Genomic DNA, 16,394 nt, shown 5'->3' with positions numbered 1-16,394 from the left:
TGATGGAGAACCAAAACTCTGGCAAAGCGCCCATTAAAGTTCTTTTGGCCGATGATCATCAATTGTTTCGTGAAGGGCTTAAGCGTATTTTGAATATGGAGGATGACATCGAGGTCATTGGCGAATGCGGGGACGGCATCCAGGTGCTTGAATTCTGCAACGGCAACAAGCCGGATATCGTGCTGATGGATATCAATATGCCGATTGAGAACGGTGTGGAGGCTACACAAAAGCTCCGTGAAATGTTCCCGGATGTCAAAGTGATTATCCTCTCGATCCATGATGATGAAAGCTATGTGTTTGAGACGCTGCGCAAGGGGGCGAACGGATATCTGCTGAAGGATATGGAGGCCGAGTCGCTGATTAATGCGATCCGCTCTGTATGCGAGGGGCATGCTTTTATCCATCCGAAGGTGACCGGCAAGCTGATTAATCAGCTGCGGCGCATGACGTACCTTAACGAGACTGGCGCAATGGCCGAGACGGCCGTGAAGGAAGCCGGTGTTAAATTCGTTGCAGGCGATAACAATCCGCTGACCCGCCGCGAGGCAGAGGTGTTGCGGCTGATGGCGGAGGGCAAGAGTAACAAGATGATTGGGGAGTATCTGTTTATCAGTGAGAAGACGGTCAAAAACCATGTCAGCAGTATTCTGCAAAAGATGGAAGTGGATGACCGTACGCAGGCTGTAATTAATTCGATCAAATACGGCTGGGTAACTTTATAGCTTCCCTCATAAACTTTTAACTGAGCGTTTTGGAGAATCCTAATGATCCTTATAAACGGTACATAACTTGTATGCAGCTGAGAGCTGCAGCCATAGTATTGTTTCAGTCCGCACTCTATTCGAATTTTGCAAAATGCTAACTTAAATATGTACCCTAAGTTAAACTGGCGGGAGGGCTCCCGCGCTAATGGGCTGTCACCGTCCTTTTATCACCGGCATATAGTGTGGGTATAAGAGGGAGGTGCATCTTCATGATCGCCCAGTTAATCTGGATTATCTCTATTTATGCATCCGCAGCAGCCCTTGTTCAACTCCTGCATCATCGGGAAAAGACCCGGGCAGCAGCACGGACTGGTAAGCGGCTTCACTATATTCTGATTACCCGTAATCATGAGGCCGTGGTGGAGTGGTATCTCAGGGTTTTTGCAGTGTATGCTTGCTGGATCGGCAGGCCCCTGCAGGTCACCTTGGTGGATGACGGTTCAGAAGACAGGACCATGGCGGTAGCCTCACGGATGGCTTATCATAACTCTTCGATTGAATTTGCACCTGCGGTGCCGTTCTTCGGTCTTACGGGCAGGGAAGAGCTCCGGCAGGGGGTTACGGTAGACCTGCGGGTTCAGGAGCCGCTGCTGCCGCTGCGGATGATGCGGTTGCCGGGAAGAGGGAGATCCCCATCCAAGCCCGGCGAATGACAGCTAAATATGTAAGTTACGGGTGAAGCACACTCTCCAGGAATGGGGCGGTGTGCTTTTTGGCGTGCTCTAAAAGATAAGGAGGCGTTGGGATTGAAGGTGGCTGTGTATGTGGTGGCGCAGGGCGGAGTGTGGCAGGCCCGGATTTCACTGAATCTGGCGGTGGATGAATTATGGTGGGCGGGTGAGGCGGAGGGGCTGGGGGGTTGGGGAGGTCGCTGGGTAGTAGGGGGAGGTCAAGTGGCAGACTGGGAAAGCCAAGCGGCTGAACGGAAAGGTCAGCACGCAGACTTGGAAAGCCAGGCGGAGGAACGGAGAGGTCAGCGGGCAGGCTGGGGGAAGCAAGCGGCGGAGTGGGAAGGTCAGCGGGCAGACTGGAAAGGCCAGGCGACAGACCGGATTGTGCTGCTCTCCCGGTCACTGCCGTTAGGTTGGGCAGTGAAGCTGGCAGCAGCCTGCCAGTTCACGAACCGGATGCAGTACTGGGATGAGGAAGCTTGGAGGAAGTATGCCTCAGCTCTCTTGAAGGCGGAGATCCGGGCGGAACGGGCTGCTGGAGGGACAGGGGGCGCAGGGTGGCCTTTTGAGGAGGCTAAGGTGTACAGGCTACCGGAGGACAGGGGATGGAGCAGGCGTGGGGGAAAAGTGGTTGGAGAAAGGAATGGGGAGCGTAAGGCGGGGGTGAGTGAGTGGAAGGATGAAGAGGGGAGTGGCTGGGCGAGAGAGCGAGAGAAGGAACGTGGGAGCGTACAGGGGAGTATGAGGACGAATTGGCAAGGGAACGAACAAGTGAGTGTGCTGATGAGCGAGATGGAGGTGCTTGCAGCGGGTGCTGACCGGCTGGTTGCAGCGCTGGACGGGCGTTCTCTGCTTCAGGGTGAAGCAGAGGCACTGGTGGCCGAGCAGCTCCCCGAGCTGGCGGAGAATTGGCGGGCTGCGGCGCAGCTCGCCTATCTCCAGGGACGGCTGCGCCTTACGGCCGCCGTCCTGGGCCCTGCGGGCGCCGCGCGGCTTGGCCTGCGCCGCCGCGAAGTGCCGCGCTGCCTGCGCTGCGGCAGCGCCCCCACGGGCCGCACGGCCTGCGCCGCGTGCGGCCTTGCCGGCTGCGCCTATTGCGAGGCCTGCCTCGCACTGGGGCGCAGCCGGGCTTGCGCGCTGCTGCTGCGCAGCGCACCGCTGCCGGCCGTGCAGCGCACGGCCGGCGTATCCCCCACCGTGACGGCACGCCGGTGGGGGCTTAGCGCAGCGCAGGCGGCCGCCGCCGCCGCTGCGCTGGGGTTCCTGGCGGAGCCGCGCAAGCGCTCCGCTGCAAGAGGCCCAGAGCGTTTCCTGCTCTGGGCAGTGACAGGAGCGGGGAAGACGGAGATGGTCTTCCCGCTCCTGGAGGCGGCGCTCGCGGCCGGGGGCCGGGCGCTGATCGCCACGCCGCGGCGTGACGTCGTGCTGGAGCTTGCGCCACGCCTGGCCAAGGCCTTCCCGGCGGATGTCCCCGCCGTGCTGTACGGAGGCAGCGAGGACCGCTTGCGCCGCAGCCGGATCACCCTGGCGACCACGCACCAGCTGCTGCGGTTTCACCAGGCTTTCGATCTGGTCATCATCGATGAGATCGATGCGTATCCCTATCACAACGATCCTATGCTGGACTATGCTGCAAGGCAGGTCTGCAAGCTCGGCGGCCGATTCATCCTTCTATCCGCCACGCCGCCTGCGGAGCTGCAGCGTCTTGCCCGCTCCGGCAGATTGCCGCATGCAAGGGTCCCGGTCCGCTTTCACGGCCATCCTTTGCCGGTTCCGCGCCATATCCGGATACCGCCGCTTCATCGCTGCCTGAAGCAGGGCAGAATTCCGGCAGGACTGCGTTCAGCACTGCAGCGGTCCCTTGACCGTAAGGCGCAGATTTTCCTCTTCGTCTCGCGGATTGCCCATATTGAGGGACTGCTGCAGCTTCTGCGGACGATGTTACCGGAAATTTCTATAGAGGGTACTTCCTCTCAAGATCCGGGCAGAGCAGAGAAGGTACTGAAATTCCGCGATCGTACCATCTCCTTGCTGGTGACGACAACGATTCTGGAGCGTGGGGTCACGGTACCGCATAGTGATGTGTTTATTCTGGATGCGGACAGCGGACTCTTTGATGAGGCGGCCTTGGTACAGATGGCGGGCCGGGCGGGACGCTCCAAGGATGATCCGGCAGGCAACGTCATCTTTGCTTCAGCAGAGTGGAACCGCTCACAGCGCGCCGCCATATCGCAGATCCGCAGTATGAACGCCATTGCCCGCAGACAAGGATATCTCAAGTCTTAAAGAAGGAGAATTACAATGCGTTCCCTAACGTCATGGATGAAGCAAGCCCGCTCCCTAATCGCGCCTTCGCAGCCGGAATGCCTGTTTTGCGGCCGCAGTGGCCGCCCTTCCCCTGAATGGCCTGGAATCTGCCTGCACTGCCAGAGCGGTATTCCTTGGATACGTGTTCCCCGGTGCCAGATCTGCGGGCGTCACGTGGGCTGTCCCGATTGCAGCCGCAGCCATGCACCCATACCAATTGTGTGCAACCGGAGTGCAGTAGCCTACACCAGTGAAATGCGTGAAATATTAGGCCAGTATAAATACAGAGGGAATGAGCGGCTCGCCCCCCTGCTCGGCCGGATGCTGGACAGGGCATACGCGCTGCTGCAACAAGAACAGAGTAGACAACAACTGAGTGAAGCGCTCCCAAGCAATTTTTTAAGTAAACCATTCCCGATATGGCATTCAAAGTTTAGTATGCGTTCTAACCGGTGGCAAGCCGACCTGCTGGTTCCTGTACCGGTGAGCACTGTCCGCCTGTCCGAGCGGGGCTTCAATCAGGCGGAGCGGATGGCGGAAGTCGTATCCCTGCGCAGAGGAATCCCTCAGCTCCCGCTGCTGGTCCGCACCCATCACACCGCCAAGCAGAGCTTCAAAAGCAGGAGGGAGCGGCTGGCAGATATGAAGTATGCTTTTGCCGGGACTACAGATTCGGCGGTTCTGCAAAGTCTGAATGAACACCTGCATTCCCGAGCGTCGCACAAGCTTGAACAGCACCCATTACGAATCATCATTGTCGATGATATCTACACTACCGGAAGTACGATTCGTGCCTGTGCGGAAGCTCTTCAGCAGCTCTGCCGCAGCCAGAATTGTTCTGCTGAGATCTACTCTCTGACCTGGGCGCGTTCCTAGCAGCTGCCGCTGCTCCAGAATTCAATAAAACCGCTTCCCTGACCGATACTAAACATAGACGGATCTTCGGCGATCATGTAATCTTAGTAGCATAAGCGATTCATGAGTTGTGCAGAATGATAGAAGGGAGCCGCGGTAGATATGAATGTAGACAATTGTCCGAGATGCGGCCGGTTATATGTCAAGAACCTGATGAACCTGTGCCAGCCCTGCATCAAAGAGCTAGAGCATGAGTATGAAATCTGTGTAGAATACTTACGCAAAAATAGAGGTACCAACATACAGGAACTGTCCGATGCCACCGATATTTCCATCAAGGAAATCACACGTTTTATCCGGGAGGGACGGATTTCCATAGCCAATGCGCCCAATATGATGTACCCTTGCGAGGTATGCGGAACCCTGATCCGGGAAGGGCATATGTGCGACAGCTGCCGCAGCCGTCTGACCAAGGACCTGGCCAATGCGGCCAAGGATAATGCGGACTCAAGCGCTCCCAAGAAGGCTCAGGATGGCGCTTACCGCGCTGTGGACAAGTTCCGCAACTAAACAATTCTGCAAAAAAACGCTTGCAGCTATAAAGAATGTTTCAACAGGGGCCGATAAACTTAGTAAAGATTATCGGCTTTTTTATTACAGAAGGAAGGTGAAGTTATGAAAATTAACGATGCCGGACGAATCAATGCGATTAATCCATACCAACGAAGTGCGGAATCGCAAAGGCAGGAACAGATGAAGAAGAGTACACGCAAGGATGAGGTATCGATTTCGGATGAAGCCATCAAGCTGCTTCAGGCACAGAAGAGCGGGAAGATTGACACTGAACGTGCGAACAAGATCGAGAGCCTGAAACAGCAAGTATCCGCAGGTACCTACCAGGTTGACGCAGCCAAGCTCGCCGAGACACTCGCCCCCTACTTTAAGCAATCCTCCGAGAATTAGGTGAAAACACCCATGGCACTTACAACATTATTAGAATTGCTTGAGCGGCTGGACGAGGCGCATGTGCAGATGCTGGATCTGGCCGCAGTCAAGAAACAGACCATTATGGACAACAAGGTAGAGGGTCTTATTGATATCCTGAACCGCGAGTCCAAGCTGATGAAGGTGATCGGACAGCTGGAAGAACGGCGTGCAGAAGCGGCCTTCGAGTTTTTGCAGGGGGTTGGAATCCGTTCCAATCTGAATCTGAATCTTACCGAGCTGTCCCGCCTTGTCTTTGATCCCGATGACAAATCGCGCCTGCTGCAGATTCAGCAGAAGCTTTCCGGCACATTGCAGCAATTAAAAAAGGCCAATGAGCTGAACCAGAAGCTGATTGAGCAGTCGCTTACCTTTATAGATTATTCCCTGGATTTGCTTGTCGGAAGACCAAATCAGGAAATGACGTACCATCATCCGTCCGACAAGGGCAGCAGTGTAACTCGGCCGGGTCTTTTTGATGCCCGTGGATAATCAGGTTATCCGCTGAGCTGCGCCCACCGCAGCAATCACAAGGGAGGAACAAGTAGCATGACATCCACATTCCACTCCATCGAGACCGCAAGACGAAGCCTGTTTACCCAGACGGCTGCGCTCAATACAACCGGCCACAACATTGCCAACGCCAACACGGAGGGATATACCCGCCAGCGTGTGAATATGAAGGCGGCAATCCCGATTGAAGCTTATGGTATGAATAACTCGACGATGCCAGGGCAGCTGGGAACCGGGGTTGAATTCAGTTCCATTGAGCGGATTCGTGAGATGTTCCTGGATGATCAGTTCCGCGGGGAGAACTCAGCAAGCGGGAACTGGAGCATTCAGTCGGATACCTTAGATAAGCTGGAAGCGATCGTGAATGAGCCTTCAGATACCGGTGTCCGTATCGTACTGGATAACTTCTGGAAGTCCTGGTCGGACCTCAGTAAGAACCCGGAAGATCCCACAGCCCGCAAGATCGTCGTGCAGACAGCTCAGGCCCTCACGGATGCCATGAACTATATGAGTACACAGCTCAGCAATCTGGACCGCGATCTCAGCACTAATATTGACGTCAAGGGCAAAGAGATTCAGAGCTACCTCAGCTCGATCGCTGACCTCAATCAATCCATCTCCAAGATCGAAGGCATGGGCGACAAAGCCAATGATCTGCGCGACCAGCGCGACCTATTGACGGACAAGCTGTCCAAGATTGCCAATATCACTATTCTGGATACAGATGCCGGATATAACATCTCTCTGGGCACGCAGCCTTTAGTTCAAGGAGCAACCGTAACTGCGGCTGTGGACAGTACGTTTCTTAATACCGCTTTCGCCTCCGGCGATTTGAAGGCCGGTGAAGCTTATGGGATGCTTTTCTCCAAAAACACCTATGTAGCAGATTACAGAAAGCAACTCGACGCGATGGCCAATACCATTGCCAATGGTGAAGTGCAGGTGACCATACCGGCAGGCTCTAACCTGCCCGCAGGAACGACTGTGCTCAAGGATTCAGAGATTATTAATGCGGATGGCACCAAAACAACTCTTTCAGCAGGAAGCGCGGTACCTATCCCGTTGCCGGGTGATCTAAGAACAACTGTCAAGGGTTTGAATGGACTCCATCAGCTGGGGTACGCATTAAATGGGACTTCGGGCCGGCCGTTCTTCACCTCTGCGGTAGCCGGAGAAGCAATCACTGCTGCCAATCTCAAGCTGAATCCGGAAATCGCTGCTGATCCCACGCTGTTTGCTACTTCCTTGCGTACTACTACAGACACCTCAGGTAATGTATCCGTAGTAAAAGGGAATAACACACTGGCACTGCTGTTCAGTAATATGAAGGATAACAATACTTTTGCTACAGCAGATGGCACTAAGACGGGTACAGTCGGGTCCTATCTCAGCTCCATGGTTGGACAATTGGGTATCCAATCTCAAGAGGCCACACGCCAGGCGAGCAACGCCGATTATCTGGTGGAGCAAGTCAATTCCCGCCGCCAATCCGTAAGCGGTGTGTCGCTGGATGAAGAAATGTCCAATATGCTCGTGTTCCAGCATGCCTACAGTGCTGCTGCGCGTTTCATGACCACCTATGATCAGATGTTAGATAAATTAATTAATTCTACCGGCATGGTCGGAAGATAATAGGAGGAACATACAATGATCAGAGTCACCTCCAATATGATGAGCTCACAGCTGCTGCTTAACTTGAACCGCAATGCACGTACCATGAACGACACCCAGCTCCAGCTGGCCAGCGGCCGTAAGATCAACAAGCCCTCAGATGACCCGGTAGGTATCACCTATTCGCTGCGTTACCGTGCGGAGCTGTCCTCTAATGAGCAGTACACGAAGAACGTGGATAGTGCGCTGTCTTGGTTGGATTATAACGATACGGTGTTGGGTCAGGCGGGGGATGTTGTTCAACGTTTACGGGAGCTTTCTGTAAAAGCTTCAACGGGAAGCAACCCACAGTCCGCTTTGGATAGTATCAATGAAGAAGTGATGCAACTGAAAGAGCAACTAGTGGATATAGCCAACAGCAAGCTTAACGGAAAATATATATTTAATGGTGAGCAATATACTGCCAAGCCTTATGATTTTGCTAAGGGTGCTGATGGTACTTACGATACTACTAAAGCAATTACGACAGATCCCGGGCAAATTCAGTATATTGTAGGAGAAGGCGTACAAATGCCAATTAATATGACTGGAAATGATATTTTCGGTCAAACTGGAGAAGCGGATAATCTATTTTCGATTATTAACAATCTATCATCTGCACTTAAGTCAGGTGATCTGACAGGGATTTCTAGCCAGATTGATAAGATTGATACTCGTAATGATTCAATATTATCTGCACGCGCTGAGATTGGCGCAAAGACTAATCGTGTTGAATTAATGCAAGATCGCTTGAGTGATCTCAATATTAACCTTACTGATCTGCAGGCTAAGACAGAGGATGCTGATTACGAAGGACTAATTATGCAGTCGAAAATTCAAGAAAATATTTATAACGCATCTCTTTCTGTGGGGGCGAAGATTATCTCTACGACTCTAGTGGACTTCATTAGATAATGGAGGTGGAACTAGTTGGTGCAATCTGTTCTGCTAATTCGACAGAAGCCTGCGATTCTTGGGATTGATGCTGACTTAGGAGCCTTTTCTATAACTCAGCCCAAAGCAGAGGTTACTATTACAACTACACCTGGGGAACTGAAGGTTCAATCTACTCGGCCGGAGCTGACGATTGATCAGACCCGGGCACGCGCCGCGTATAATGGGGGCAGTGTTCTGGATATGAACCGTAGAATCTATTCGGGAATTCAGCAGCTTTATCTTCAGGCCATTGCCCGCAGAGTGGAGCAGGGAACGCGAATGGCTGAATTTTTCAAGCCCGGTAACAGCATTGCTGAGATTTACGGAACAGATACCGAGCCGAGTTCCTTTCCTGAGCCTTGTGGCCCAGCGTCCTATGACAATGTGGACATTCATTTTGAGACGAGAGCTCCTGAAGTTAGCTTTAAGGCAGCACAGGTAGATATTCATGTGGAAAGACACCGGCCAGAGACAGAATATACTCGCGGGAAGTTAAATATCTATATGCAGCAATATGCTTCGATTCAATTCATTCCACCAGAATTGAATGTTCAAATGTAAAGTAATAGGCTATGGATGTGCCGGAAGGCGCTTCTATAGCTTTTCTGTTATCTATACAAATTTACCAGGCAGATACACTGAGGAAGTTAGTTTTGCTATGCAGAACTTATAAGGAGTGAATAATATGATTATACAAACATATACAATGGGCAAACTTGAAGTAAATGAGAATCAGATTTATCATTTTTCAAAGGGCATTCCAGGTTTTGATGATGAAGTTGATTTTGCCTTGATCGCTATGCCTGATGGCCCGTTTTGGGTGCTACAGTCTGTACATGAGCAAGGACTTTCATTTCTACTAAGTGATCCATTCGTATTTTACCCATCCTATGAATTTGAACTTCCTGATGATGAAGCAGAGGAGCTTGCAATTGAATCAGAAGTGCTTGTTCGCTGTATTCTTACTCTGAAGGAAGATGTAGAAGCTTCTACGATTAATCTCTTAGCCCCGATTGTTCTGAATCCCATTGGTCTGACAGGTAAACAAATTGTTCTCCATCAGGCCCCCTATCACACGAAGCATAGCTTGGTACAAGAGCAGACAACAATAGATGGAAAGGATGGTGGATAATATGCTCGTACTGTCCCGCAAGAAAGGTGAGACCATTGTCATTCAAGATCAGATTGAATTGACGATCTTAAGTGTGGATGGTGATACTGTAAAGGTTGGCATCTCTGCCCCCAAGCATGTCGATATTTTCCGTAAAGAAGTCTATCTTTCCATTCAGCAATCCAACAAGGAGTCTGTAGCCCCACAACAGTCTGATTTAAATGCACTGATTCATCGGCTTCGTGGGCCACAGAGAAATGAATAAAATTAGATTAAGGTACTCAGAGAAGGTATCAGAGGCTATTTCATAGCCGTTAGGGTATCTTCTTTTTTATTATTAAATAATTCCTGTTTAATTTCTAAAAAACTTTCGAAATGCTCTACACAGTTGAGGACTTGCCGTCGATATATGTATTAGGCGCTGAGCCAGCGGGGCGGCCGACCTTAATGGCTCAGCGTTTACCACATGGATGTGGAACTAACTTAATTTCAGGGAGGAAATATCAAATGATTATTAACCACAATATCGCGGCGTTGAACACTCACCGCCAACTGTCTGCTAACACAGCCAACACTAACAAAAATATCGAGAAACTGTCTTCCGGTCTTCGTATCAACCGTGCAGGTGACGACGCAGCAGGTCTGGCAATCTCCGAAAAAATGCGCGGCCAAATCCGCGGTTTGGATCAAGCTTCCCGTAACTCACAAGATGGTATCTCCTTGATTCAAACAGCAGAAGGCGCACTGAACGAAACTCACAGCATTCTGCAACGTATGCGTGAATTGTCCGTTCAATCCGCGAATGATACTAATACTTCGAGTGACCGTGGTGAGTTGCAGAAGGAAATGGATCAGTTAACTAAAGAAATCGATCGTATCAGCCAAACTACTCAGTTCAATACTAAGAACCTGCTTGATGGTTCGATGGGTGATGGCGTTGCAACTGCTACAAATAATGTTTCATCGAACCTTTCATTAGCTGCTGCTGCCACGGCTACTACAACATTAGTAGGTTTGAATGATAAGAATTCAAACACTCTTGGAATTGCAGCAACTGATACTATTGAAGTGTCTTATGTTAAAAACGGTACAACCACAATTACATCGCTGACTGCTTTTGCTACTACTACAGTTGCTGATGTTGCCACACTGCTAGGGGCCGATGGAACTGCTTCATACAGCACTACTGCTGGTGTTCAGGTTACAGCTGGCGGCGCTGGTTATGCTGGGGCGGTAAATGGTTTAACTATTACAGTTAAAGACACAAACGGAGTAGTTCGTGCTGGAGCAACTAATGCATTATCCAGCTTTACACAAACAACAGCCGCTCAGAATCAACGCACGGATGGCCAAGCTACATTCCAGATCGGTGCTAATACAAATCAAAATATTCAGCTAAGCATCGAAAATGTTAGTTCCTCTGCACTTGGTGTTAAAGATATTAAGATTGGTAACCAAGGACAAGCAAATGTTGCTATTAAAGTAATTGATTCGGCTACTCAATTAGTGTCAACTGAACGTTCTAAACTTGGTGCCGTTCAGAACCGTCTAGAACACACTATTAATAACTTGGGTACTGCTTCTGAGAACCTGACTGCTGCTGAATCCCGCGTGCGTGATGTAGATATGGCGAAAGAAATGATGCAACAGACTAAGAATAATATTCTTGCTCAAGCTGCACAAGCAATGTTGGCTCAAGCAAATCAACAGCCACAAGGCGTTCTTCAACTTCTGAGATAATATTTAGAGTTTGGGGAAAGGGTCAGGGGACATCCTCTGATCCTTTTTTTATAAATGAAGGAGGCGCCATGAAGATTTCATTGTGTGTCATTTGCAAAAATGAAGAGCGGAATATCAAAAGGTGTTTGGAAGGAGTTAGCGCTGTTGTTGATGAAATGATAGTTGTTGATACTGGGTCAACAGATAATACCATAGAGGTGGCTAAAGAAAGCGGAGCGGACGTTTATGTGTACGTATGGGATAATAATTTCTCAAATGCTAAAAATTATGCATTAGAACAAGCAAAGAACGAATGGATCATATTCCTAGATGCAGATGAGTATGTATTACCAAACCAAGCATATATGATTCCTTCTATTATTAAAGAGATTGAACAGTGTGATCGGACCACTGATGGTTTCATGTTAAAACATATTAGTATTGATGAAGAGAGCGAGTTAATTATTGAAACTAATCGCTTACTACGGGTTTTTAGAAAATCAACTTTGCGGTATCAAGGGGCGATACATGAGTCGGTATTCAAATTAAATGGGAAAATGAATTTTGCAGATGCTACTGAAAGTGATGTGGCTGTTTACCATACCGGGTATACTGCGAGTAATATGGTAGAAAAGGCTGAAAGAAACCTTAAGCTTTTATTACATGATGTGGAGAGCAACAATACCAATGTTATGACATCTTTATATTTATCGGATTGTTATATGGGGTTGGGCAAATTTGAAAAGTCAGTTGAGTACGCAATTGAATTCCTTGATAAAAATACGCAGGTATATGGATTTAATGCAAAACCTTACCTAAATATAATACGTTCTTTAATCATAACGAATACTGCAGAAGGAAAGACAAGACAATGGATTAATAAAGCTCTAAATCTATTTCCGGGACACCCTGATTTTGTTTGGTTAAATGGATTACAATACTTGGCAGAAAAGAAGTATTCAGTTGCATTGGAAATATTTTTTGATGCCATCTCACTTAGTAAAGAATATAACGGATTTGAAGCTGTGACAATAACCCGTGTGATGAGTGAAATATATAATCATATGGCTTCCATATATGTGTTTAAAAACGATAAGATTAATGCATTCGATTATTATGTGAAAGCATTAAAAGAGAATAAATATATGGAAAAAGCATTTGAAGGTATAATTACAATTGTTTCCGAGTATTCCTTCGAAGAAATAATTCCTCTAATAAACAGTCTTTATGATGACAGTGAAAAGGATATTTTATTCCTTGTTAACAATCTTTCGGGATTAAGAAAGGGGAAACTATTAATCTACTACGCTAATATTTGGCGTACAAAGTACAATCATAGAGGTATTATTGATTTTTATACATTATATCTGAACGGAAAATACGAAGAATCATTTAAAATGCTTTGTGCATCTGTGAGAGAAAATAAAATCGACAAGATCACCCAAGTATATATTGTCGTGTCAGCATTGTTAAGTATGCGTGAGGCCATTGTTCATTTGGCTTGGTCCAAGGTTGATACATCTTTCAAAAGAATACTTGAGGTATATTTAGGAAGAAGAGACAGGCTACTTGTGGAAGATGTTGATAGCTTAGTGGATCTGTTTTCTGAATTGGTAAGAATATGCGATGATGCTCAACTTAAAGAATTATTCAATATTAAGGGTTATATCCCCATAGATATGTCTATTAAGATTGCTCTGATGTTAATGAATCAAAAAAAGTATGAATTGGCTCTCGAATACTTTGATGGTAAGTCATCTCCATTAGAAGGAGCAGCAATGTTCCAATTTGGTGTATGTTTATTCAGGCTAGGAAAGTATTCAGAAGCCTTAGAGACTTTTAAAGCGACAATAAATAGCGGATTTTCAGAACAACAAGTAATTGAATATTTGAATTGGTCACTTAGTTCAAGGCAGCAAAGTATGGGGGGAACCAATGAAAACTAGTATCATAGTACTAACTTATAATCAACTTGACTATACAAAAATGTGTATTGAAAGTATACGTAAATATACTACCGCCGGTTCATATGAAATAATTGTTGTAGATAATGGTTCAACCGATGGAACAAGGGGATGGATTGAATCTCAAAAAGATCTTAGATTTTTATTTAACGAAGTCAATTTCGGTTTCCCATATGGTTGCAATCAAGGTATTGATCTTGCAATAGGAGAAAATATTTTATTCTTGAACAATGATACCATAGTCACACAAAAATGGTTAGATAATATGCTGTTCTGCTTAATGAGTAGTGATGAGTATGGAGCTGTTAGTTGTGTGACAAATAATATTTCTTATGGACAGGCGATACCTACCAATTATAAAACAATAGAGGAAATGCACCATTTTGCTTATTCATACAATAAGCAAAATCTAAAACTATGGGAAGAACGTTTAAAACTTGTAGGATTTTGCCTGCTAGTCAAAGCTAGTGTAATAAAAAAGATAGGGAAAATGGATGAGATATTCTCACCAGGGAATTTCGAGGATGACGATTACTCGCTGAGAATTAGAAAAGCCGGATACCGTCTGATTTTATGTAAGGACACTTTTATTCATCATTTTGGAAGTGTATCTTTTAAACAGACAACTGATTTCAATCATGTTTTATTTAATAACATGAATAAATATCAAAAAAAATGGGGATTCAATCCCATTTCCGCTCAAAATATTCGTTTCGATATTATTGAGATGATGGACTTATCAGAAAAAGAAGAATTAAATATCCTAGAAGTAGGCTGCGGGTGTGGCGGTACACTTCTAAAAGTAAAGAACGAAAACAATAGGTGTAATGTATATGGGGTTGAACTAAATGCTGCGGCTGCAGAAGTAGCTTCTTTAGTCGCTAAAGTAGATATTTTTGACTCGAAATTAAGATATCCCAACAATTTTTTTGATTATATTATTTTAACCAATTGTTTTGATTTTAATGTGGGGGAAGTTATTCCGCAATTTATGAATTCTTTAAAACCTTCAGGATGCCTTTTAGCAGATTTTAAGAATATGATGTACTATGATGTGATTAAAAAAATATTAAATGGCTCTTGGACAGCTAAAGACGGATCATATTCTCTCATAGAAATTAATAGACTTCTTAAACAAAGTGGGTTTGATGCCTTGAAAATTCAAGGCATTAAATCAGATGTTGATCAAAGTGCTGAATGGTTTATTGATAAAGTTATATCTATAACAGGTATTGAAAACAAAAATGAATTATGTACTACTCATTATTTAGTTAGTGCTGTTAAAAGTGAGCTTTTTGAAATAGTAAAATCTATCAAAGTGGAAAAAGACGATCAAGAGGAGTTAATAAATAAATTATCGACTTATTCTGTGGAAAATATTATAAAAAATATTTCTTTTGCTTTTTATAATGATGAAGAGGTAAGACTCTTGACTTTTTTAGGAGTCATACATTTTGAACATGGCTTGCATGAGAAAGTACTTCCCTTTTTTGAAAGGGCATATTCAATAGAAAAATATAATAAAGAGGTAATTTATAATTTATCATATTATTATCTGTTTTTTGGTGAGAAAGATAAATTTCAAAGTCATATGGTATATTTAAAAAATCTTGACAACCAATTACATGATGAATTATCCAGAATATCTAATGAATTTATATCTTGAAATAACTAATGAGGAGCTAATTGTATGAGCATATATACTCGCCTTGAAGAAGCGATTATTTTGTTGAGTCAAGGAAAGGCGCAAGAAAATATCGAGAGTATCATCGTTCAATCCTTGAAAGATGATGAGAGGCTATTCGATTATATTGTTTCAACAATTGATAAGTTGAATCAAAATAAAATTGAAATGTGTAATTATATAGCTGTTTGGTGTTATGAAAATCAAATGCATGATTATATAATTCCTTTTTTGCAAGAAGCTTTAAATCAAGATCCGTTTGACAAAGTAACTCTTCTTAATTTAAGTCGTATATTAATGGATGTTGGCGAATATCAACTGGCGTATTCTTACATTTCTAAAATCAAGAATAAAGATAATGAAGTTAGAGTAGCAGCAGAAGAATTATTAAAAATTTTAAACAGCAATGAAATACTTCACTTAGAGCAAAACGATGTTCAATTCACAGGTGAAAGAATTGTTGTTAATCGATTAGTAAAAGAGCAATATTCTGATGTACTTGAAGAACATATTAAAAGGTATGAAATGTCATGTGAATATGTTAAAGGTAAAAAAGTCTTGGATGCTGCATGTGGAGCAGGCTATGGATCAAAAATGTTAGTTAATGCAGGAGCTGATATAGTTTTCGGGGTAGATATTTCTGAAGAAAGTTTAAATAGCGCAAAAAAGGATTATGATGCACCTAATCTTAAATTTATGTGCGGTGATGTAAATAAGCTGCCTTTTGAAGATGCTAGCTTTGATATTGTCGTATCCTATGAGACCATTGAACATATTGAGAACGGATCAAATTGGATAACTGAATCAGCTAGACTCTTAAAAGATGATGGACTCTTTCTCGTCTCGACTCCTAATAGAACAGTAACAAATGCGGGGACATTTTTTAACGAAAGGCCACTTAACCAGCATCATCAATATGAGTATACTGCAAATGAGTTTGTTGGTGAGTTGCTGAAAAAATATGACATAGTAAAATTATATGGACAAACCTTTATTAAGGATCAAGAAACTTATTACACTAGTATAATGAGACAAATTCGGCAGATGGATACGCAAATTACTCCTGCTTCAATTAATTTATTGGAATCTGAAAAACATGCGCTTATCCCTTTCGGAGAGGTGAAAGATATGCAGCCAATGTATATAGTCGCATTATGTAGAAAAAAGTAACAAACTAACCGTTTGTAAAACTAGTATTAGTTTAATTAATGTTTCTCCATGGTTCTGACCAAT

At 45.5% G+C, this 16,394-nt stretch carries 16 protein-coding genes; all 16 read left to right on the top strand.

Going from position 1 to position 16,394, the window contains the following annotated elements; genetic code table 11:
* Nucleotides 1-2 precede the first annotated feature (2 nt).
* Nucleotides 3-725 carry a response regulator gene (locus tag MKX51_RS28690; RefSeq protein WP_036699238.1) on the top strand — a complete coding sequence of 241 codons (723 nt, stop codon included), beginning with the start codon at nt 3-5 and terminating at the stop codon, nt 723-725.
* Between the two features lie 251 nt (nt 726-976).
* On the top strand, nt 977-1,420 hold the full coding sequence (locus MKX51_RS28685) for a hypothetical protein (protein WP_340946569.1): 444 nt from the start codon (nt 977-979) through the stop codon (nt 1,418-1,420).
* Between the two features lie 99 nt (nt 1,421-1,519).
* Nucleotides 1,520-3,724: a DEAD/DEAH box helicase gene (locus tag MKX51_RS28680; RefSeq protein WP_340995747.1), complete on the top strand. Its 2,205-nt coding sequence runs from the start codon at nt 1,520-1,522 to the stop codon at nt 3,722-3,724.
* Between the two features lie 459 nt (nt 3,725-4,183).
* Complete coding sequence (locus MKX51_RS28675; protein WP_340994715.1) at nt 4,184-4,621, top strand: ComF family protein; 438 nt, start codon at nt 4,184-4,186, stop codon at nt 4,619-4,621.
* Between the two features lie 141 nt (nt 4,622-4,762).
* Nucleotides 4,763-5,170, top strand: a complete 408-nt coding sequence (locus MKX51_RS28670; RefSeq protein WP_340994714.1) for a TIGR03826 family flagellar region protein — start codon at nt 4,763-4,765, stop codon at nt 5,168-5,170.
* Nucleotides 5,171-5,275: 105 nt separating this feature from the next.
* Complete coding sequence (gene flgM, locus MKX51_RS28665) at nt 5,276-5,563, top strand: flagellar biosynthesis anti-sigma factor FlgM (protein WP_036694667.1); 288 nt, start codon at nt 5,276-5,278, stop codon at nt 5,561-5,563.
* 12 nt (nt 5,564-5,575) lie between these two features.
* Nucleotides 5,576-6,076, top strand: a complete 501-nt coding sequence (locus MKX51_RS28660) for a flagellar protein FlgN (RefSeq protein WP_076080047.1) — start codon at nt 5,576-5,578, stop codon at nt 6,074-6,076.
* A gap of 57 nt (nt 6,077-6,133) precedes the next feature.
* Nucleotides 6,134-7,729: a flagellar hook-associated protein FlgK gene (gene flgK / locus MKX51_RS28655; protein WP_340994713.1), complete on the top strand. Its 1,596-nt coding sequence runs from the start codon at nt 6,134-6,136 to the stop codon at nt 7,727-7,729.
* Nucleotides 7,730-7,744: 15 nt separating this feature from the next.
* Nucleotides 7,745-8,662, top strand: a complete 918-nt coding sequence (flgL, locus tag MKX51_RS28650) for a flagellar hook-associated protein FlgL (protein ID WP_340994712.1) — start codon at nt 7,745-7,747, stop codon at nt 8,660-8,662.
* 18 nt (nt 8,663-8,680) lie between these two features.
* Nucleotides 8,681-9,244 carry a DUF6470 family protein gene (locus tag MKX51_RS28645; protein ID WP_340995745.1) on the top strand — a complete coding sequence of 188 codons (564 nt, stop codon included), beginning with the start codon at nt 8,681-8,683 and terminating at the stop codon, nt 9,242-9,244.
* 124 nt (nt 9,245-9,368) lie between these two features.
* On the top strand, nt 9,369-9,815 hold the full coding sequence (gene fliW, locus MKX51_RS28640) for a flagellar assembly protein FliW (RefSeq protein ID WP_340994711.1): 447 nt from the start codon (nt 9,369-9,371) through the stop codon (nt 9,813-9,815).
* 1 nt (nt 9,816) lies between these two features.
* Nucleotides 9,817-10,059: a carbon storage regulator CsrA gene (csrA, locus tag MKX51_RS28635; RefSeq protein ID WP_340994710.1), complete on the top strand. Its 243-nt coding sequence runs from the start codon at nt 9,817-9,819 to the stop codon at nt 10,057-10,059.
* 242 nt (nt 10,060-10,301) lie between these two features.
* Nucleotides 10,302-11,534: a flagellin N-terminal helical domain-containing protein gene (locus MKX51_RS28630; RefSeq protein ID WP_340995744.1), complete on the top strand. Its 1,233-nt coding sequence runs from the start codon at nt 10,302-10,304 to the stop codon at nt 11,532-11,534.
* Between the two features lie 68 nt (nt 11,535-11,602).
* A complete protein-coding gene (locus tag MKX51_RS28625) occupies nt 11,603-13,459 on the top strand; it encodes a glycosyltransferase (RefSeq protein ID WP_340994709.1) in 1,857 nt (618 codons plus the stop codon).
* On the top strand, nt 13,449-15,143 hold the full coding sequence (locus tag MKX51_RS28620) for a glycosyltransferase (protein ID WP_340994707.1): 1,695 nt from the start codon (nt 13,449-13,451) through the stop codon (nt 15,141-15,143). The genes MKX51_RS28625 and MKX51_RS28620 overlap by 11 nt, the downstream gene beginning before the upstream one ends.
* Nucleotides 15,144-15,167: 24 nt before the next feature.
* Entirely contained in the window at nt 15,168-16,331 is a 1,164-nt protein-coding gene (locus MKX51_RS28615) for a class I SAM-dependent methyltransferase (RefSeq protein WP_340994706.1), read from the top strand.
* Nucleotides 16,332-16,394 lie beyond the last annotated feature (63 nt).

Origin of the sequence: Paenibacillus sp. FSL M7-0420 (assembly GCF_038002345.1) — a bacterium.
GTDB lineage: Bacteria > Bacillota > Bacilli > Paenibacillales > Paenibacillaceae > Paenibacillus_AQ.
Note: the sequence above shows the minus strand (reverse complement) of the source record. Positions and strands in the feature narration are given on the sequence as shown.

Bases quoted from the DNA above. Each gene is read 5' to 3' on its own strand.
- MKX51_RS28660 (WP_076080047.1), top strand. From the start codon at position 5,576: ATGGCACTTACAACATTATTAGAATTGCTTGAGCGGCTGGACGAGGCG.
- flgL (WP_340994712.1), top strand. From the start codon at position 7,745: ATGATCAGAGTCACCTCCAATATGATGAGCTCACAGCTGCTGCTTAAC.
- MKX51_RS28630 (WP_340995744.1), top strand. From the start codon at position 10,302: ATGATTATTAACCACAATATCGCGGCGTTGAACACTCACCGCCAACTG.
- MKX51_RS28625 (WP_340994709.1), top strand. From the start codon at position 11,603: ATGAAGATTTCATTGTGTGTCATTTGCAAAAATGAAGAGCGGAATATC.
- MKX51_RS28615 (WP_340994706.1), top strand. From the start codon at position 15,168: ATGAGCATATATACTCGCCTTGAAGAAGCGATTATTTTGTTGAGTCAA.
- MKX51_RS28620 (WP_340994707.1), top strand. From the start codon at position 13,449: ATGAAAACTAGTATCATAGTACTAACTTATAATCAACTTGACTATACA.
- MKX51_RS28690 (WP_036699238.1), top strand. From the start codon at position 3: ATGGAGAACCAAAACTCTGGCAAAGCGCCCATTAAAGTTCTTTTGGCC.
- fliW (WP_340994711.1), top strand. From the start codon at position 9,369: ATGATTATACAAACATATACAATGGGCAAACTTGAAGTAAATGAGAAT.
- flgM (WP_036694667.1), top strand. From the start codon at position 5,276: ATGAAAATTAACGATGCCGGACGAATCAATGCGATTAATCCATACCAA.
- MKX51_RS28675 (WP_340994715.1), top strand. From the start codon at position 4,184: ATGCGTTCTAACCGGTGGCAAGCCGACCTGCTGGTTCCTGTACCGGTG.
- flgK (WP_340994713.1), top strand. From the start codon at position 6,134: ATGACATCCACATTCCACTCCATCGAGACCGCAAGACGAAGCCTGTTT.
- MKX51_RS28685 (WP_340946569.1), top strand. From the start codon at position 977: ATGATCGCCCAGTTAATCTGGATTATCTCTATTTATGCATCCGCAGCA.
- MKX51_RS28670 (WP_340994714.1), top strand. From the start codon at position 4,763: ATGAATGTAGACAATTGTCCGAGATGCGGCCGGTTATATGTCAAGAAC.
- csrA (WP_340994710.1), top strand. From the start codon at position 9,817: ATGCTCGTACTGTCCCGCAAGAAAGGTGAGACCATTGTCATTCAAGAT.